Annotated in this window: 19 protein-coding genes and 1 pseudogene; 18 read left to right on the top strand and 2 right to left on the bottom strand. The window is 37.7% G+C overall.

The window, feature by feature from the left end:
- The first annotated feature begins 21 nt into the window (after positions 1–21).
- From AB986_RS03425 to AB986_RS03390, 10 genes are all read left to right on the top strand, one after another.
- Positions 22–651 (top strand): methanogen output domain 1-containing protein, encoded by a 630-nt coding sequence (locus AB986_RS03425; protein ID WP_048309479.1) that lies wholly within the window; start codon positions 22–24, stop codon positions 649–651.
- 79 nt (positions 652–730) lie between these two features.
- Positions 731–922: a hypothetical protein gene (locus AB986_RS22540; protein ID WP_048309478.1), complete on the top strand. Its 192-nt coding sequence runs from the start codon at positions 731–733 to the stop codon at positions 920–922.
- An 86-nt stretch (positions 923–1,008) separates the two neighbouring features.
- Positions 1,009–1,143 (top strand): hypothetical protein, encoded by a 135-nt coding sequence (locus tag AB986_RS22825; protein WP_269082686.1) that lies wholly within the window; start codon positions 1,009–1,011, stop codon positions 1,141–1,143.
- A 197-nt stretch (positions 1,144–1,340) separates the two neighbouring features.
- Positions 1,341–1,976: a sterol desaturase family protein gene (locus tag AB986_RS03415; RefSeq protein WP_048309477.1), complete on the top strand. Its 636-nt coding sequence runs from the start codon at positions 1,341–1,343 to the stop codon at positions 1,974–1,976.
- Between the two features lie 86 nt (positions 1,977–2,062).
- Entirely contained in the window at positions 2,063–2,890 is an 828-nt protein-coding gene (locus tag AB986_RS03410; RefSeq protein ID WP_048309476.1) for an aldo/keto reductase, read from the top strand.
- A 163-nt stretch (positions 2,891–3,053) separates the two neighbouring features.
- Positions 3,054–3,800, top strand: coding sequence for a pirin family protein (locus tag AB986_RS03405; RefSeq protein WP_048309475.1), 747 nt, complete (start codon positions 3,054–3,056; stop codon positions 3,798–3,800).
- 37 nt (positions 3,801–3,837) lie between these two features.
- Positions 3,838–5,070 (top strand): acyl-CoA dehydrogenase family protein, encoded by a 1,233-nt coding sequence (locus AB986_RS03400; RefSeq protein WP_407921915.1) that lies wholly within the window; start codon positions 3,838–3,840, stop codon positions 5,068–5,070.
- Between the two features lie 175 nt (positions 5,071–5,245).
- The gene (locus AB986_RS22210; RefSeq protein ID WP_161797322.1) at positions 5,246–5,398 is read left to right on the top strand and encodes a hypothetical protein; all 153 of its coding nucleotides are present in this window, start codon (positions 5,246–5,248) and stop codon (positions 5,396–5,398) included.
- Positions 5,399–5,536: 138 nt separating this feature from the next.
- Positions 5,537–7,030: a D-alanyl-D-alanine carboxypeptidase/D-alanyl-D-alanine endopeptidase gene (dacB, locus tag AB986_RS03395; protein WP_236690301.1), complete on the top strand. Its 1,494-nt coding sequence runs from the start codon at positions 5,537–5,539 to the stop codon at positions 7,028–7,030.
- A gap of 73 nt (positions 7,031–7,103) precedes the next feature.
- On the top strand, positions 7,104–7,700 hold the full coding sequence (locus AB986_RS03390) for a hypothetical protein (RefSeq protein ID WP_048309474.1): 597 nt from the start codon (positions 7,104–7,106) through the stop codon (positions 7,698–7,700).
- A gap of 15 nt (positions 7,701–7,715) precedes the next feature.
- Here the strand turns inward: AB986_RS03390 and AB986_RS03385 are convergent, their stop codons facing one another.
- On the bottom strand, positions 7,716–8,744 hold the full coding sequence (locus AB986_RS03385; protein WP_407921919.1) for a YeiH family protein: 1,029 nt from the start codon (positions 8,742–8,744) through the stop codon (positions 7,716–7,718).
- 105 nt (positions 8,745–8,849) lie between these two features.
- On the opposite strand from AB986_RS03385, the gene AB986_RS03380 reads away from it, so the two are divergent.
- The 4 genes from AB986_RS03380 (at position 8,850) to AB986_RS03365 (ending at position 13,840) form a co-directional block, all read left to right on the top strand.
- Positions 8,850–9,719: a LysR substrate-binding domain-containing protein gene (locus AB986_RS03380; RefSeq protein ID WP_048309472.1), complete on the top strand. Its 870-nt coding sequence runs from the start codon at positions 8,850–8,852 to the stop codon at positions 9,717–9,719.
- A gap of 102 nt (positions 9,720–9,821) precedes the next feature.
- Positions 9,822–12,041, top strand: coding sequence for a DEAD/DEAH box helicase (locus AB986_RS03375; protein WP_048309471.1), 2,220 nt, complete (start codon positions 9,822–9,824; stop codon positions 12,039–12,041).
- An 88-nt stretch (positions 12,042–12,129) separates the two neighbouring features.
- On the top strand, positions 12,130–12,513 hold the full coding sequence (locus tag AB986_RS03370) for a VOC family protein (RefSeq protein WP_048309470.1): 384 nt from the start codon (positions 12,130–12,132) through the stop codon (positions 12,511–12,513).
- A 130-nt stretch (positions 12,514–12,643) separates the two neighbouring features.
- Positions 12,644–13,840, top strand: a complete 1,197-nt coding sequence (locus AB986_RS03365; protein WP_048309469.1) for an MFS transporter — start codon at positions 12,644–12,646, stop codon at positions 13,838–13,840.
- A 197-nt stretch (positions 13,841–14,037) separates the two neighbouring features.
- Here the strand turns inward: AB986_RS03365 and AB986_RS03360 are convergent, their stop codons facing one another.
- Entirely contained in the window at positions 14,038–15,207 is a 1,170-nt protein-coding gene (locus AB986_RS03360) for a lactate 2-monooxygenase (protein WP_053216021.1), read from the bottom strand.
- A 190-nt stretch (positions 15,208–15,397) separates the two neighbouring features.
- Here AB986_RS03360 and AB986_RS03355 point away from each other — a divergent pair, with 190 nt between their 5' ends.
- From AB986_RS03355 to kynA, 4 genes and pseudogenes are all read left to right on the top strand, one after another.
- The gene (locus AB986_RS03355) at positions 15,398–16,798 is read left to right on the top strand and encodes a bifunctional metallophosphatase/5'-nucleotidase (protein ID WP_048309468.1); all 1,401 of its coding nucleotides are present in this window, start codon (positions 15,398–15,400) and stop codon (positions 16,796–16,798) included.
- A gap of 95 nt (positions 16,799–16,893) precedes the next feature.
- Positions 16,894–17,279: pseudogene (locus tag AB986_RS22965) on the top strand (VOC family protein).
- 722 nt (positions 17,280–18,001) lie between these two features.
- Positions 18,002–18,544: a site-specific integrase gene (locus AB986_RS03345; RefSeq protein WP_048309467.1), complete on the top strand. Its 543-nt coding sequence runs from the start codon at positions 18,002–18,004 to the stop codon at positions 18,542–18,544.
- A 154-nt stretch (positions 18,545–18,698) separates the two neighbouring features.
- Positions 18,699–19,544, top strand: coding sequence for a tryptophan 2,3-dioxygenase (gene kynA / locus AB986_RS03340; protein WP_048309466.1), 846 nt, complete (start codon positions 18,699–18,701; stop codon positions 19,542–19,544).
- Positions 19,545–19,598: the final 54 nt, after the last annotated feature.

Raw genomic sequence — 19,598 nt, 5'->3', positions numbered from 1 at the left:
AGCTATGAGTGTGATGAAGTTATGAATCAATTACAACCATTAACAGCCAGTAAGTTTCTTGGAAAGTTAATAATACAATATGCTCATATTCATAAACGAACAATTGGACCTGGAGCACAGGAATATATTACACAATTGGGTATTAGAACAGGAGAATGGCTAGAATCGTATTATCCGGAAAGTGGCTGGACACCTGATGACTATGCGAGAGTGATTGTTGATATTAAGAATTCAATTGGTGGCGAATTTTATATTTCAGAAGTAAATGAACGATATGTTGTTGTTAAATCCAACAGCTGTCCATTCGGTAATCAAGTTAAAGATGCTCCACATCTTTGTAAGATGACTTCAAGTGTTTTTGGTGGAATTGCTTCTAGACATTTCAAGTATGGTGAAGTGAACTTACGGAAACGAATTGCTCTAGGAGATCCAGGATGTGAAGTTTTGATTGCATTCGAGCCAGGTATTGAAGCTGGTGATCGATATGAGAATGTGCCTATTACACCAAAAAACGGAGATCCTTTTTCATGGGAAGAAGATGCGATTGCGCTTTTGAACAAAGAATTGAAACGCAGTGATGATATGGTGATGAAGCTAGTCCAGGAAGTAGAAGACCTTAAGAAACAAGTTGATCAAAATAAGACAATTTAACCAGTTGGTTTACATACCAACTGGTTTTTTGTATGGAATTCATTCATTGTAGGACACTACTAGAAAAGGAGGGATGAACATGGAAAAGAATGCTAGAGGTTACGTTCAAGATAGTTGTCAAGCATTAGAAGAAGCTAGCCGTTGCTTAGAACAAGCTCTTTCAACTGTTGAAAAAGGCCAGAATCATGAGAGAATTCAACAATCGTTAAATGAGTTAACTGCTGTTCAAACTCATTGTGGCGAAACAGCGAATGTACTTGAACAACATTAAAAAATTTTATTAAATTTAATAATTGAAGTTTTAACAAAAATAAAATCGGTAATGGTGGACTAACGTTACTATAAGGAGGTATGAAAATGAGTTTATTATTTGGCAAAGGCATGCAAGCATTCGAACAAGATGCTAAAGCTGAGAAAGAAAAAGTGCAAACTGCACCGGGAGCTCAATTTAACAAAAAATCTCGATTAAAACAAAAACCAACTAAAATATAACCATCCAATTGGATGGTTTTTTTTGTATATACAAATAGTGGTAGTTGCATTTGTATTCAAATTAATAAAAAGAGTTACTTTTTGAAGGAATAAGTGGAGATAAAATCTAATTAAAGTGGAAAAGGGTGAAGTTCATGCTCATTATATAAGCAGGTTGGCAATAAATTTACAATAGAAAATTGTAAAGGTGGGATGTCATGAAGAAAGTTTATACGTTTTGTTTACATCCAGATGTGCTGATTATGATTGTTGTTCTTGCGACAAGTATGATTTACCTTAGTAGTCATTTAACCCTACAACATTTTCCTTTCGTTCTTATCGGTTTTTTCATTTTTAGTGTAAGTGAATACACAACACATCGTTTTTTATTTCATCTTAAAGCTCCAAAAAACCAAATATTTTTGAAATTTCTAAAGCGATTACACTATGATCACCACAAAGATCCGAATGATTTGCACCTTATGTTTTTGCCAATCTGGTATACAGGTCCTCAATTTTTATTTATTACATATGTGATTTTCTTGATTACCAATCAGATAGGAAGTTCTTTGGCTGTGGGAGTAGGATTAATGTCTATGCTTCTTTTTTATGAATGGAAGCATTATATTGCACATCAACCAATTGTTCCAAAAACCAATTTTGGAAAGTGGCTTAAAAAAACGCATTTACTACATCACTATAAAAATGAGAATTACTGGTATGGCGTCACAAATCCATTCGTTGATATGATCTTAGGAACTTTTAAAGATGAGAAAGCTGTTACAAAAAGCAAAACTGCTAAAAATTTGGAGGTGCAAGATTCCACTAGAAAAACAAATTCTCTAGATGTGTAGATATATGAAAAATACCCTAAAAAAGGTTAGATTTGTATGAAAGTGGGAAGAGTTCACTTGTAGATGAAAATTGGAGGAGATTACTAATGGCTAAACAATGGACAACAACAACATTGCATAATGGCGTTGAAATGCCAACGCTAGGACTAGGCGTATGGAAAATGGAAAACAACGATGAAGTGAAGACAGCCGTTCAAGCTGCTATTGATGCAGGTTACAAAGCAATTGATACAGCCGCAGCTTATAAGAACGAAGAGGGCGTAGGTGCTGCAATTAAAGATAGCAGTACACCACGTGAAGATCTATTTATTACATCTAAAGTATGGAACGATGATCAGGGTTATGAGTCAACGTTAAAAGCATTTGAAGATACAGTAACTAAACTGGGAGTCGATACTCTAGACTTGTACCTTATTCATTGGCCAGTAGAAGGCAAGTACAAAGAGACATGGAAAGCGATGGAAAAGTTATATAAAGATGGTCGCATCCGCGCTATTGGAGTAAGTAACTTTCACCCAGCTCATCTAGAAGATTTAATGAAAGATGCAGAAATTAAGCCTATGGTGAATCAGGTAGAGTTTCATCCACTCTTGAACCAACAGGAACTTCGTGATTACTGTAATCAGCATTCTATTCAAATGGAAGCATGGTCGCCACTTGCACAGGGTAAATTGCTCGATAACGATGTTGTGAAACAAATAGCAGATCAGCATGGTAAATCTACGGCACAAGTTATTATTCGCTGGGATCTTGAACACGAAGTTGTAACGATACCAAAATCATCTAATCCAGAAAGAATCAAACAAAACTTTGATGTTTTTGATTTCGAATTAACAAAAGATAATATTAGAGCGATCGATGAACTTAACCAAAATGAGCGTATGGGTCCAGATCCTGATCATTTTGATTTTTAATTTACATGCCGGCTATGAGCCGGCTTTTTAAATGAAATTTCTTGTAAAATTGAGGCCATTACAATCGCTTATTTTAAAGTAACGAGGAGTAATAATTGACTGAAAATAGTAAATGAGATAGAATCATCTCGAATTCAAGATATTAGAGGGAGTGGTGATACTTTTGAATATAAATCGATATCAAGTAAACCAGCAAGGTGTAGGGCAGTTTGATGGAGGTAGAATCACCGAACAAAAGCCAATTGGATTTCCAGGTGAGGGATCTGAAGTGAAACGAGTAGGACCTCTATTTTATTGGGCTTGGGCAAAATCGGAAAAAGAAGGCTACATTCCATTACATCCTCATCAAGGATTTGAAATTATTACCTACGTAATAAGCGGGAAAGCTGAACATGGAGATACACTCGGTACAAAAAGTACTGTTGGCCCAGGGGGATTACAAGTCATGCAAACTGGATCTGGCGTTTCACACGAAGAAGGATTTGTTGGTCCGGATATGCAGGGATTTCAAATATGGTTTGAGCCTCATTTAACAAAAGCATTGAAAAGAAAACCGTCCTATCAGCAATATCATGATGAAGATTTCCACGTGGTAACGAGTGAAGGAATACGCGTAAAAGAAATATTAGGTTATGAATCGCCAGTTGATTTTGTAACAGATGCTAGCATGTGGGATATAGACGTTAGGAATGGTTATACCTACGAACATCATTTAGCAACAGATCGATCACTTAGTATTCTCGTTCTAAGTGGTGAAGGAAATATAAACGATACTGAATATAAAATGAAGGATTTTTTTGTGATCGAAGCAGATGAAGAGAGTAAGGTATCGATAGCGGTTAGAAAAGATACAAGAATAATAGCTATTGAAGTACCGAGCACTGTTAATTACCCTTTGTTTAGAAAATAAGAATGTGCTTATTCCGATCAGTTTACTGGAGATTTAAGTGGTCAATAGTGTACGATTAATAGTAGATCATGATCGGAAAGGCTGTGTGTTAGAGATGAATTACTTGTATGAACCATTTATTAAATCTGAACGACAGCAACAGCTGTATGAACTAGGCAATAAGCTCTCAGCATCATTTGCCCATAGAGCTGATGAAGTTGATCGTGAAGGGCGTTTTCCTTCTGAGAACTTCGAAGAGTTGAAACAGTCTGGGTACATTTCATTCACGGTACCTGAGAAGTTCGGTGGTAAAGGAATTAACTTATATGAATTCATTATGCTGCAGGAACAGATTGCAACAGGTGATGCTGCAACCGCACTATCGATCGGGTGGCATCTCGGAATCATGCTTGAAATGAGAGACGAACAGACATGGTCAGATGAGGTTTATGAGCGGTTATCCAAGTTGATTGTGAATGAACACGCCTTATTAAATCGCGCCGCTTCTGAACCAGCCACCGGAAGTCCAACTCGTGGAGGAATGCCGCAAACGAATGCAAGTATGAAAGATGGAAAATGGGTAATAAACGGAAGAAAATCATTTACTTCAATGGCACCTGGTCTTCATTATGCTCTTGTGTCTGCACAAATTGACAACACAGGTGTGAAGGGCTTTTTTCTTGTTGATATGAGTCTAGAGGGAGTTAGGATTGAAGAAAAATGGGATACAATTTCTATGAGGGGAACGAGAAGTGATGATCTCGTGCTAAACGATGTGATCCTCTCAAAAGATGCTCTTATTGAAAATTCCGGAAACAATAAGAGCGAACTACCTAAGGCGTGGCTTCTTCACATTCCTGCTTGTTATCTCGGAGTAGCGATTGCAGCAAGAAACGAAGCAATTTCATTTGCATCAGAGTATTCACCTAATAGTTTACCAGGACCGATTAAAGAGGTACCTGAAGTACAAAGGAAAATAGGTGAAATGGAATTAGAGTTAATGAGAGCAAGAGAAATGATGTATTCAATCGCCTTAAGATGGGTGAACGAACCTCATCAAAGAAAGAATATGGGAGCAGAACTTGCAGCCGTTAAGCATGTAGCTACAAACAGTGCAGCTAACGTAGTTGACATTGCCATGAGAATTGTTGGAGCCAGAGCTTTATTTAAAGATAACCCAATGCAGAGGTATTATAGAGATGTGAGGGCAGGGCTTCATAATCCTCCAATGGACGATGCAGTGATTTCAATGCTCGCTAGCAGAGCTCTTACTGAATCGAAGTCTTCCTAATTGGAAGGCTTTTTGTTTGAATAGCAATTATGAGTCAGACTGTTTTACCATGAATCAACATGTTTTTCCTTTTCAGTACAACATTCTAGGTAATTGGATTCAAATTCGCCAGCAAAGAAGGAAAAGTTCATTCGAATGGCGAAATGAATCATTACTAAACGAAAAGGAGGGGAGTATGTTGAAAGAACGAAGGACCGTTTCGTTAAGTGGAAGTTTGTTGCTAACGAATGTCTGGGGATTTGAGAGAAATGAAGTAGATCATATAAAAGATGAAGGCGATTATGTAAGAAAGAACACGAAAGAACAGGGGCTGAAGGAAATCAAATGATGCTATCAGTATCTATACAATTAAAGGAAACTTCATAAAAGGAGCCGTGCGACAGGGTTAAATCGCATCGGCTCCATTTTAGTTTACATAGAAAGCACGAGATAAAGAATGCTATTGAAAAAGGGGGTAATAATTATTTTGAATAAAAAACAGTTGACTGGTGCTGCTATACTTACGACATGCTTACTTCTCATTCCAGTGACTTCTGTAAAGCATTTTGGAAGGTCTGTGAGGGCAGATGATCAAAATACTATAGCAGAACAAATACATACGATTATTAATGATAAACGACTAGAAGGTGCAGTTGCTGGCGTTAGTATACGGTCTGCTTTGACAGGAGAACTGCTTTTTCAACATAATGGAAATACAAGGTTAACACCTGCTTCAAATATGAAGCTACTCACTGCTGCAGCGGCTCTTGAAACCCTCGGTTCAAATTATAGATTCAAAACTGAAGTTTTTGCAGATTATCGTGAGGGAGATCATATTCGAGGAAATCTTTATTTAAAGGGTCGTGGTGATCCAACTTTACTTCCAAAAGACTTCGATTCGCTAGCTAATCAACTGAAAAATCAAGGGATTACCCGGGTCGATGGTGATTTAATCGGTGATGAATCGTGGTATGACAGCGAATATTTGTCAGAGGATATGATTTGGAGCGATGAAGATGAATATTATGGTGCTCAAGTATCTGCGCTTACAGCATCTCCAAATAAGGATTATGACGCAGGAACAGTTATGATAAAAGTGTCACCTAATCCTAATGAAGGATCGCTTAGTAATGTTAAAGTTACACCTGAAACAGATACAATCTCAATTATCAATAATGCAAAGACTGTGCGAGAAAATGAAGAGGCTGAGATAAGAATCAACCGAAAACATGGAACGAACATCATAGTTGTTGATGGTACAATTTCTAAAAACGCTGTACCAGAGAAAATTTGGGTTGCTGTGTGGAGCCCTGCAAACTATGCGCTAAATCTATTTGGACAATCGTTGAAAAAGCATGGGATTGAAATAAAGGGAGAAGAAATACTTGGAGAAACTCCAAATCAAGCTCGGCGCTTAGTTGAAAAGAAGTCGATGCCACTTTCTGACTTACTCATTCCTTTTATGAAACTTAGTAACAATGGACATGCAGAAGTACTAGTAAAAGAAATGGGGAAAGTAGTAAAGGAAGAAGGCAGTTTCCAAGCGGGTTTGGATGTACTACGGTCAGTACTAAGGGATGAGGGTCTTAATCCAGATGATATGTGTTTACGTGATGGATCAGGAATTTCACAAATTAGCCTCATTAAACCTAATCAGCTTTCATTTCTTCTTTACCGCATCCAAGACAAACCGTGGTATGATGTCTATTTGAATTCTCTTCCTATTGCTGGCGTTCCTGAACGAATGCTTGGTGGAACACTCCGAAAACGAATGAGTAACACTGCAGCTGAACGGGTAATTTACGCTAAAACAGGATCATTAATGGGGGTAACGTCTCTGTCTGGATATGTTCGATCCAAACATCCTCTTGTATTTTCAATCATCCTTAATCAGTTTATTGATGAAGAAGAAATGGAAGAGGTAGAAGACCAAATAGCGATCGTACTTGCTAAATATAAAGGAGCAAAACAAAAAGGCTGAATAACAGCCTTTTCGTTTGTTTCTAACGATCAGTTACAATTGATTTTGATTACTTTCGTAAAGGGGGAATTCGATGCTCAAACGTATTTACCAATATCTACTATTTGCATGCGTCATCTTATCTGTTTCAACAATTTGGTATGAGTCCCCTTTCCAAAAGGCAATCCTGATTGGAACATGGGTTGTATTTTTCATTGATTACACGGTATTTCTTTATCTGTCTAAAGACCGCTTTCAGTATATTAAGAAGCACCCTTTTGATCTTATAGCGTTAATACCGCTAGATACGATCTTTCAAAGTGCCAAGCTAGCAAGACTCTATCGCCTCTGGCGTATTAAGACGATAACCAAAAGATTTAGTAATCCAATCATTGGAAAGGCGATGGGGATGTCGCCTGGAACTTGGTTTCTTACAAGCTTTGTATTTGTAATTATTTCGACATTTCCATTTTACTTTTACGAGCCTGTTGTAGACTCTTTCCAAGATGCTGCGATTTGGTCGTTCGGTTCGCTTTTTTTTATTGGTCGTTTTTCAGTTGAACCAACATCATTTATAGGTAAAGTTGTCATTGTTGTGTTAACGATTGTAGGAATTCTTCTACACGCATTAATTGTTCGAACGGTGTTTCACTATGTTGATCGAATTCGAAAAAATTGGACTTCTGGATGACCAATCAATAATAATCTAGTAGAACCACTTAACGATAACAAACGTTAAAATGGAAAGCGTCAATGAGACGATTGTAATGATGATCATAGGTTTTAATGCCTTGTTTTTCAAATCCTTTAGACTTACACTAAGTCCTAGTCCAACCATGGCTGCGGTTAAACACCATGTTGTTATTTCAGTCACTGCTGTCATAGCAGTATCTGAAAATGGAATAACTGGACCAAGTATGTAAGTACCTGCAAGACTCATTAGAATAAATCCTATGAGAAACCATGGGAATGGAATGTGTTGCTTGCTACCAGTACTTTTCCTTTTCACAATGTACATGAATAGAAAACAAACCGGAACGAGTAAGAAGACCCTTCCAAGCTTTGCAAGAAGTCCCATAGCTAGTGCAGTCTCTCCTCCAGGAGCGGCTGCTAGTGCGACGTGTGCTACTTCATGGAGTGAAATACCAGACCAAATACCGTATTCTGAAGCAGTTAAGGGTAGAAATGGACGTATGATTGTATATCCTACCGAGAAAATTGTTCCGAAAAGAGCAATAATCCCAACTCCAATCGCCGTATCTTCTTCCTTAGCCTCTACGATAGGAGCCACGGCAGCAATTGCAGCTGCGCCGCATATTCCTGTTCCTGCACCTACTAACAAAGTAATGGAGCGGTTTGCATTCATTGCTTTTGATAGCCACACAGAAGCAAGTAACGCAAAAGCAATGACGACTGCACCAAGAAGCAGAATAGGCAAACCATCCTGTAAAATCAAACTAACATTCAACTTTATTCCATATAAGATAATAGCAAATCGAAGTAATTTCTTTGAAGAGAATGTTATGCCAGCTCTGAGCCATTCAGGATACCCTGCGATCTGTCTATATAGAATTGAAATGAATATGGCAGAAGCAAGTTGTCCGGTCAATGTGAAACCAGGAACCATTGCTAGATAGTAGCCAAGTAATGCAATGAAAAATGTAAATGCTATACCAAGAATCCACCGTACAGCTGGGGAAAGTGTTTGTTGCTGTCTTATGATGTTAATTATGATCGTGCCTCCGTTTCTCTTATTATAGTGTACCTAGACATTTGGTATAAGTGAAATAACTAAATATAATATTTACCATAAGTAATTACTAATAGTGGGGTGATTTGTATGGATCAACCGTTAAATGTTTTTGTGACAGTTGTTGAGAAGCGGAATTTTTCAAGAGCTGCTGAAGAGCTTCATATGACACAACCGGCTGTCAGTCAATATATTAAAAATCTTGAGGATGCGTTGGGAACAAAATTGTTAGAAAGAAGCAATCGTTCAGTAGAATTAAATAAAGCAGGTGAAATTGTCTATCACCATGCAAAAGAACTCTTGAACTTGTATTCTAAAATGAATTACTTGTTAGATGATTTAACGAATCGCGCAAGCGGTAAAATAACGATTGGCGCAAGTTATACGTACGGAGAATATGTATTACCACATGTGATTGCTAAAATACGACATAACTACCCTCTCATTACACCTTCCATTACCATTGGCAACTCTACTGAAATTGGTGATTTAGTCTATTCACATCAATTAGACGTTGGAATTATTGAAGGAGATTATCCTGCTCGTGATATGAAAGTAGACGATTTCACAGAAGATGAGATGGTAATCGTAGCTGCACCTTCTCATGTACAGGTAGAAAATGGATCAATCCTTGAAAATGAAATGTGGATTGTAAGAGAAGCGGGTTCAGGAACGAGAGAGGCTACAGAGAAAATGTGGAAACAACTAGAAATAACACCACCGAATACAATGGCGTTCGGTAGTACTCAGCTTATTAAAGAGTCTGTGGAAGCAGGGATTGGCATTAGTTTTCTTTCTAGGTGGACGATTCGAAAGGAATTAGAGCTTGGTTCATTGGTAGTTCTCACTATTCCAGATTTTACTTATACACGTACTTTCTCAATCTTAATGCGCTCTCCTTTTCAGACAAAAGTGCTTGAAGTGTTCCTAGAGCATATACATGATCATCACATTCACTAAATGTTCAGTAGAGACTTTAAGGCACGCGTGATATAGTAGAAGAATTGAAAAATAACAAGAACGATCAGGAGCAGTCCTAATGATTAAAGGAAGCGATTGAACATGAAAGAACTCATACAAGAATGGCAATTAGCACTGCGCGCTGAAATTGCACATTTAAAGAAATATGGAAGTAGACCATATAGAATTGTAAATGGGCGTATCTTATCTTCTAAAGAAGACTACCGTTATTACTTTGATACACTTATTCCTGTTCAAATTCCACCTGGCTCGAAGGTTCGAATTGAGATGGGGGATATAAAACGTGAGGGAAGAATCCTCTCTTCAGAAGGGAAGAACATCATTCTTTCCCTAGAAGGTGGGTTTGGTGACCTTATCGGTGAAGCGGATCTTTATCATGACCCTTGGGAGTTACTCGACGAACTCCATGAAAGGCTAGAAGAAATTAAGAAAAGTAAACGAAGATTAGCAAGAATAAACCATTTAATGAATCCACCAGAAGTAACAAAGCATCCTGAGGAAAAAGTGAAAAGTAGACTGCATGAGTTAATACTTAGATCCAAATACAACCCCGTTACGTTTGTATGGGGACCACCAGGAACGGGAAAGACTCATAATCTTGCAAGAGCTGCAGCTAACCATTTCTTCAAAGGTAATAAAGTCCTGATCTTATCTCACAGCAACCAGGCAGTCGACGTTTTAATGCGTGAAACGGCATCATTCATTGAAACAAGAGAGAAGTTTGAAGAGGGCCGAATCATGAGATATGGAATGCAGCGTGATGTCCCTTCTGAGCTACCTTTGTATACCGATCAGCTGATAAAAACAAAACACCCAGATTTAGCTGAAGAGAAGGAACGCATCATCACAGAACGCAAGAATCTAAAAGAAGATCTAACGAAATCATTTAGTAACAGGGATTCTGATCAACTGCTGAAGCTTGAAGCAAAGTTAGGAAATGTTCTTGAACAAATTCGAAGAAAAGAGTCTCAGTTTGTTAAAGAAGCCTCCATTATTGGCACAACATTTACAAAAGCGGCTATCGATGAAACGATCTATCGAAAGCGAGTCGATGTTGTGATTGTGGATGAAGCGAGCATGGCCTATGTGCCCCAAGCAGCGTTTGCAGCATCGCTTGGAAAACGCGTCATTATATGTGGAGATTTCAAGCAGTTACCACCAATAGCATCTGCACGTCACCCACTAGTTTCAAAATGGCTTCGTGAAGATGTTTTTCATTGTAGTGGTATAGTCGATACCGTTAAAGAAGGCAAACTGCATCCACAGCTCTTTTTGCTTAACGAACAGAGAAGAATGCATCCCATTATCTCCGCTTTTACAAACGATAAAATCTATCATTCTCTCGTTAAAGATCATCCGAAAACAACTGAGATGAGACGTTCTATTGCAGAAAGCTCTCCTTTTAAAGGACAAGCATCAACTCTTATCGATACAAGTCATACTGGTCATTTTTGCTTCACTGGACATTCTTCCAAATCGAGAATGAACATGTGGCAGCTTCTCGTATCATTCCAAGCGATTTATGAATCACTTCGTGGGGGAATGACCTCTATTGGGTATGTTACTCCTTACCGTGCTCAAGCAAAGATGATGAATTTACTCCTAGAAGATCTGCTTCAGAACGAGCGGCACGAAGCAGATATACTCTCAGCTACAGTGCATCGGTTTCAAGGTAGTGAACGAGATATGATGGTATTTGATACAGTAGATAGTGAACCAGAATATCGCCCTGGCATGCTTTTGATCGGGCAGAATAGCGAACGCCTCATTAATGTAGCTATGACTAGAACAAAGGGCAAGTTTATAAACGTAAGTAACGTAGACTACATCCAGAAAAAAGTATCGCGAGCTAAAACGTTACATCAATTAGTAGAGCACCAAATAGAACAAGATGAACGTATTTCACCTTCTCAAATTGGAAAGTGGATCAATAATCAGCACCCAAGTTTGCGTTGGAGTCATGCTATGAAGACTGACGCGGTTTTCGATGATTTGAATAAGGCGAGCGAAATTATTATCGCACTACCAAATAGCTCTTCTTTAACAGAGGAATGGAAACATCAGATCAATGCAGCAAAAGGAAAGATTATCATCTTATCACCAACTCCAATCCCTTCATTTCCTTTAGCAAAACACATTGAGGGGACGATTCCATTTCCATTCATCGCGATCGATCAAAAAGTCCTCTGGTTAGGTGTTCCCTTTGAGGCTATGAAAGGAACTCTTCCACCAGCCGTTTCAATAAGACTTCAATCTTCACTCGTAACCGGTGAGTTTCTCAATCAAGTCGTTCCTCGCTAGTCATTGTGGTTTCTTTCTTGCTATGAAATTAAACGATTAGTATGATAGATTTGAGAATCATATTATGTGTTGGGAAAGCTGGTGTATTATGACTATACAGAAACTTGAACATGTTGGAGTACAGGTAAGAAATATTGAAGCTTCAAAAGGTTTTTATCAGGGCATACTTGGACTTGAATTGCTCGATGAATTAGATCTTCCTGAAGGAGATCAAAAGCTTGCATTCCTTGGTTTAAAAGGTGAAGTTATTCTAGAATTAATCGAAGGTTATAACGCTGATTTGCCTGCTGAAGGAAAAGTTCATCATATTGCTTTTACCGTTTCAGATATTGAAGCAGAGCGCACTAGAATTCGAAATCTAGGCGTGACTTTTATTAGTGAAGAAATTAGCGAACTTCCGAACGGTAGCAAGTATTTATTTTTTGCAGGTCCAGACGGTGAATGGATCGAGTTCTTTGAATCTAGTAAATAGTTATTGTGTAGCGGCCTTCTTTATTGGAAGGCCGTTTTACTTTGTACATTTCCTGAGCAGGAAAACACAAGAAGTGAGGATAGTAGTGTAAGATTAAATTGGATAAACATGAGGGAAAGAAGGAATATGTATGCCAGGTAATCAGAACTTGTCGAAAGAGAAAATCTGGACACGTGATTTTATTTTCATTTGTATCTCTAATTTCTTTATTTTCGCAGGATTCCAAATGACACTACCTACATTACCATTGTTTGTTAATGAACTTGGAGGAAGTGATCAGCTTATTGGGTTTGTTGTAGGAATATTTACACTCTCAGCACTATTAATTCGTCCATGGAGTGGACATGTTCTTGAATCTCTGGGTAGAAGAGTTGTATTTTTAATTGGTCTTTTTGTTTTTGTTATATCTGTGGGTTCATATGCATTTACAGGAAGCTTAATTCTCCTTTTTCTTATGCGAGTTGTGCAGGGACTAGGTTGGGGAATGTCTACCACTGCAGTTGGAACGATTGCGACCGATCTTATCCCGCAAAAGCGTAGGGGAGAAGGAATGGGTTACTTCGGCCTAGCTGGGAATTTAGCAATGGCATTTGGACCTGCACTAGGACTATTAATTATTGCTGTTTTTGATTTTTCATCAATGTTTTTAATCGCAGCTTCTGCTGGTTTCATTTCATTTGTTATTGCAGCATTTATTCGGTATAAACCTGCAAATAAAACGCCTGTTCCGAAAAAGAAATGGGATGTGTTTGAAAAATCTGCATTGATGCCGTCGTTATTGCTCTTTTTCATTACAATGGTTTTCGGTGGAATTGCCACATTCCTACCACTTTATGCTGAGCAGCTTGGAATAGATGGGATTGAATGGTATTTTGTCGTTTTTGCCTTTTCATTGATGGCTGTGCGAGCTTTCGCAGGTAGAATTTATGATAGAAAAGGTCATAAAGCTATCTTTCTACCAGGAGCTTTACTTATACTAGCTGCCATGATTGATCTAGTGTTGCTGTCAAATCAATTGATGTTGTTGCTTGCAGCATTCCTGTTCGGTATTGGTTTCGGTTCCGTACAACCTGCCCTTCAGGCATGGGCCGTCAACGAAGCTCCTTTGAATCGAAAAGGGATGGCCAACGCAACGTTTTTCTCTGCATTTGATTTAGGAGTAGGTCTAGGAGCAATGTTTTTTGGATTAATCGCATCAAAGTTTGGCTATGCAGACATCTATTTAACAGCGGGGATATCCGTTATCATTTCTATGGTTATTTATGTGATTTATATAAAAAGAAACTCAACCGTTCATAAACATAGTGAAGCTGTTCAATGGAAATAGCTTGAACTGCTTTTTTATTTCGTACTTCTGTAATTCCTATGGATAGTTGTAATACGTAAATGCGGAATACGATGCATATTATAAAAAGCTTCTGGGATTTAATAAACGTCAAAAAGCCACACAACCATTTGTGTGGCTTTTTGCTGGTCAATATTACTAAATGACGTTTCGATAATCTACTTTCTATTATTTTGCATTTAGCGATCTGCTGGAAGAATCATGCCTTTATTTACTTCATTCAAGTCGCGACAACCTGATAGAGCCATTGTTAAATCAAAGTCTGCAAGTAGGTTGTTCATCACTTGTCTTACCCCTGTTTCACCCGCTACAGCAAGCCCATACATGCATGGTCTTCCGATGAGAACCGCTTTTGCTCCAAGAGCGAGTGCTTTAAAAATATCAGCTCCACGACGAATTCCGCTATCCATTAGAACAGGGACTTGGTTATTCGTGGCTTCAACTATAGCAGGTAATGCATCAAGAGCAGCGATGGCACCATCTACCTGGCGTCCACCATGGTTTGAAACGATGATCCCATCAGCACCATATTTCAAAGCAAGCTTCGCATCTTCCGGATGAAGAATGCCTTTTAAAATAATAGGCAGAGAAGTATAGGTTTTGAGCTCAGCAAGATCTTCCCATGTTAATCCTGCATGACCAAATACTCGTGTCCAGTGCATAATCGCGCCCATTGAATCTTCTTCTGGGGGAACGCGGAGCCCTGCTCGAAATGCAGGATCTGTTAGGTAATTGCCAATACCTTCTCCAATTAGAAATGGCAAATAAACATTTTTAAGATCTAATTCCCTCCATGCCATCATTGGTGTGTCAAGTGTAACAACGATCGCGGTATACCCAGCATGTTCAGCACGTTCTACAAAACTTTTTGCTATAGAAGGTTCACTACTCCAATAAAGTTGGAACCACTTTGGTGCATCTCCCATTACTTCTGCAATTTCTTCCATCGAATACGTTGAAGCAGAGCTCGCAATATAAGGTACTCCCATTGAAGCAGCAGCTCTAGCCGTAGCAAGTTCCCCTTCTTTATGAATAATAGATTGTACCCCAATTGGAGCAATCATAACTGGTGAAGGTAGCATGTCACCAAATAACCCGAGTTTTAAATTGCGATCTTCCACATTTCTAAATACACGGGGTAAGATATTCCATCGCTTAAAAGCCTCTCTATTCGATTGAACGGTATCTTCACCACCAGACCCACCAGCAACATACTCGTACGGTCCATCTTCAAGAATTTCTCTTGCTTGCTTTTGCCATTCTTCAAACTGCGTAGGAAGACGATTTGGATCTGGAGAGTGCATCTGTTTATAAATATTAAATTGAACATCATTTCCGATATTAGTCATGATTCATCCCTCCTTATTTTTATTGATTATAGAAATCTTCTTGATTGTTCGATCATTTCCTTTAATGGACCTTCTTGTAAATAAAAGCAAGTAAAAAGAACTATGTAAAATATGGTGTAAGGCAGGACTTTCTCATCATCTTTCGAAATAAGTAGAAGAGAAATAAAACACACCACGATGGGGGACAGTCATGAAGCTTAACATTATACATACTAACGATATCCATAGTCATTTTGAGAACTTTGCAAGAGTCACATCATTAATTAAGGACTATTCAGATGACCAAACGTTAATTCTAGATGGAGGAGACTTTGCTGATTTTAAAAGTATAGAACTTCAAGGCACTAAAGGATTAGCAGCGGTTAAAATGCTCGAATCTGCAGGGTATGAAGCTCTTACAATCGGAAACAATGAATTGTTTAATGGCACTGAAACGTTAGAATACATGGCAGTGAATTCATCAGTTCCATTTATTAGTTGCAACCTATTAAAATCTAATGGGGATTTGTTCGAAGGCGTTAAGAGCAGTATCATTCTTCATAAAAACGGTTTACGCATCTTACTAACAGGTGCTTCACCTGATCTACAAGAATTTAACGAATTGATGGGTTTTCAAATTAATGATTACAAAGAATCGATACAGAAAGAAATTATGAAACACCAAAACCAATATGACATATGTATTGTGCTGAATCATATAGGAACAGAAGTAGACATTGAATTGGCTGAAGCAATTGATGAAATTGACTTAATTCTTTCCGCTCACGATCATGTCCTCTACGAAGAAGCGAAAGTGGTGAACGGTACAATCTTAAATTCTGCTGGTATGTACGGAGAACATGTTGGCATTGTGGAAATGGAATACACTGATGGATCATTAGAGTTATTAGCTTCATCCACAATTCCAACGTCCAAAGCAATGGAAAACGAAGAAATTAAAGATATCTTAGCATCAAGTAAAGAAGAAGCCATAGCACATTTAAGTAAGCCACTCTACTCTGTTGCGACTCCGCTATGGCACGATGTAATAGAAGAGAACCCATTAACAAATCTAATTGCAGATGGGTTGAAAGAACGATTTCAATGTGAAATAGGTATCATTAATAGCGGTATTGTAAATGGAGGATTGGTTGAATTCGTCTCCAATAAGAAATTGATTGAAATCTGCCCATCTCCTTTAAATCCAACATATTTTGAAATACAGGGGAAGCATCTTATGAATGCTCTTGAAAGTTCACTTGATAGTTCAGTTTGTATGATGGATGGAAGAGGACCTGGTTTTAGAGGTAAGTATGCTGGAAGACTTCATGTTTCAGGAATTGAAGTGTTTCATAATGGAACTAGTATAATTTCTCTTACTGTAAACGGTGAGATGTTTGAGCCTGAAAGGTGGTACAAAGTAGCATCATCTGATTATTTACTAAGAGGATCTGGTTATCCTGATCTTGCACATAATAGAAACTTTTCTTATCAGCCTGATGAAATAAAAGATGTTATTCGAGAGTATGCGAAACAAGATCTCTATGTAAAGACTGCTTTTAAAAATCGCTGGTTTTTAAAAAAATTAGTCGGTTCAAACAATCTTATATAAAACGTAGGAGGTCACAGACAGTTGTCATTTATGTCTGTGATCTTTAGTTTACATAATAATATTATATTTTTAAACACTAAACAAGAGGTGAGCTAATGATTCATCATATTGAGTTGTATGTTCAGATCTTAAAGAGAGTATCGTTTTCTGGGGCTGGTTACTAGAAGAACTTGATTACAAACCATTCCAAAACTGGGATGAAGGAAGAAGCTGGAAGTGGGGAGAAAGCTACATTGTACTTGTGCAAGTAGAAGAAGCATATCTAGATGCTAGTTATCATCGTAAAAGAGTAGGACTAAATCATCTCGCTTTTAACGGGAAATCTAGAGTGCATATTGATCATCTGAAGAATCAACTGGAAAAGAAGGGGATTGAAATTCTTTATAAAGATAAATATCCGTATGCTCGGGGAAAAGGGCATTACGCCATTTATTTTGAAGATCCAGATCGGATCAAGGTAGAAGTGGTTGCACCTAACTAAAAATAAATTTCATTTACCGTACTAGCTTCCCAAAAAATATAAGTTAACAAGAAATTACAAATAATACACTATAAATCAAGAAAAAAGCGGGGAATATGCCTGCTTTTTTTCATTAGGTTCAACATAACAAAGTCAGTATTGCGCTTGATAAATAGAGGGCGAGTAACCGTTAATGACCTTGAATTTTGAACCATTTCATTAGTTCAAGCGAATTTTAAATAAACAAAAACAAATGGTTTTTCTAAACTAGAAACATGTAATAAATGAGAAACCTTCACTCCTTTCATTTTGCAAGCACATATACGGAATTTGGTTTACTAACCAACGACCTTAAATTGAACGAACTAACTGTAATTCTAATTTTCGTGTTATACGAGGCCATTGAATATCCCCCAAATTAAACTTCTAAACTATTCTTACTTTCATAAGTTTCTATCGTATGTTCTTACTTTTTATACAACCAGCTGCCTAAAAAGTAGTTCGTTTTATAATTTTGCTCAAGTGATCATTAATGGATAAACTACCGACTACGTAAAACTAAATGCAATTATTTGTACACAATGATACAAAACATATATTGTGTATCATTATGAAAACGCATGAAAGCTTATTATTCGTGGATTTACTCTTTTCGAACCATGGGAGAAAAGGTATAATGATACATATTGAGTCTTTTTGTGTTATTTATGATACATAACGGATAGTGAAAGGAGGGTGCCTTCATGAACACGGTTCAGCCCATTCGAGACCCTCAGAAGATTAAATTGATTAAACAAAACTTACGAAGACGAAATTCAAGAGATTGGTTTTTATTTATTATGGGAATTAACACTGGTTTGCGAATTAGTGACTTGCTTCCATTAAGAGTGAGAGACGTACGCAATCAAACACATATTGTGATTAAAGAAAAAAAGACAGGGAAAACGAAACGCTTTCCAATTAACTATTCGTTGAAAGAGCTAATCGAATCGTATACGTTCGACATGCAAGACTATGATTACTTATTTCCATCGCATAAGACAGATTTGCCGATTCAAAGAGGACAAGCTTATAAAATACTTAATCAAGCAGCATCAGAAGCTGGGCTAACGGAAATCGGGACTCATACGATGAGAAAAACGTTTGGCTATTTTTATTACAAGCAAACGAAGGATGTTGCCATGCTTCAAAAGATCTTTGGTCACTCCGCACCTTCAATCACCCTAAGGTACATTGGAATTGAGCAGGAGCAAATCGACGAATCTCTCTTTAATTTCAGTTTGTAACAATAAGGTGCTGTTTTTCGTATGAAATCACCCTAATCAGGATTGCGTTCACATCGAAAGACAGCTCTAAAGAAATCAACTATTAATGAAGAAACTCATTAAAAATTAGCGCAATTTTGTATCCGCTTACATGCTTTTCAAGGAGGTAAAAAGAATGAAAAAGAAACCGACTGAGAAAGATTCAATTGAATCGTCAATCCATACGGATTTCAAAAACACGATGACCTACGGGGAATATTTAAATCTTGATCAGATTCTTTCAAGTCAGAACAGGCTTTCAGATCACCATGACGAGATGCTTTTCATCATTATTCACCAGGTCAGTGAACTGTGGATGAAATTGATACTACACGAATTAAAGGGTGCTATAGAAGCCATTAAAGAAAATGAACTATCAACCGCATTCAAAATGCTATCAAGGGTCTCGAGAACCCAAACGCAAATTATTCAAGCATGGGATGTACTATCAACGTTAACACCATCTGAATACATGGAATTTAGAGAGTCGCTCGGACAAGCATCAGGATTTCAATCGTACCAATACCGAATGATTGAATTTGCGCTTGGCTACAAAACGTCGCACGTTCTTACGATTTATGAAAAGGATAAAGCGTTGCATGACAAGTTAAGTGCGGCCTACCATGAACCTGGAATATATGATGTAGCAATTCGAGCACTTGCAAAAGCTGGTCTACCAATTGATGAAGCTGTTCTAAATCGAAACGTAACGGGAACCTATCAACAGAATGAATCTGTGAAGGAAGCATGGTTAACCATTTACCAGGATGTTGAAAAGTACTGGGATCTTTATGAACTAGCTGAAAAACTAGTTGATATTGAAGATTGCTTACAACAGTGGCGTTTTCGACATATGAAAACGGTTGAACGTATTATCGGTTTTAAGCGAGGTACAGGAGGCTCATCTGGAGTAGGGTATTTAAAGAAAGTACTTGATCATCGTTTCTTTCCAGAACTTTGGGATATCCGAACAGAACTTTAGGTGATAATAAAAGATTATGTTAACTATGTATCTAAAATAGTTAAAACAAGGCTT

Source organism: Guptibacillus hwajinpoensis (assembly GCF_001039475.1).
Taxonomy (GTDB): domain Bacteria; phylum Bacillota; class Bacilli; order Bacillales; family Guptibacillaceae; genus Guptibacillus; species Guptibacillus hwajinpoensis.
The sequence above is the reverse complement of the archived record's forward strand: the minus strand, read 5'-3'. Positions and strand labels throughout refer to the sequence as shown.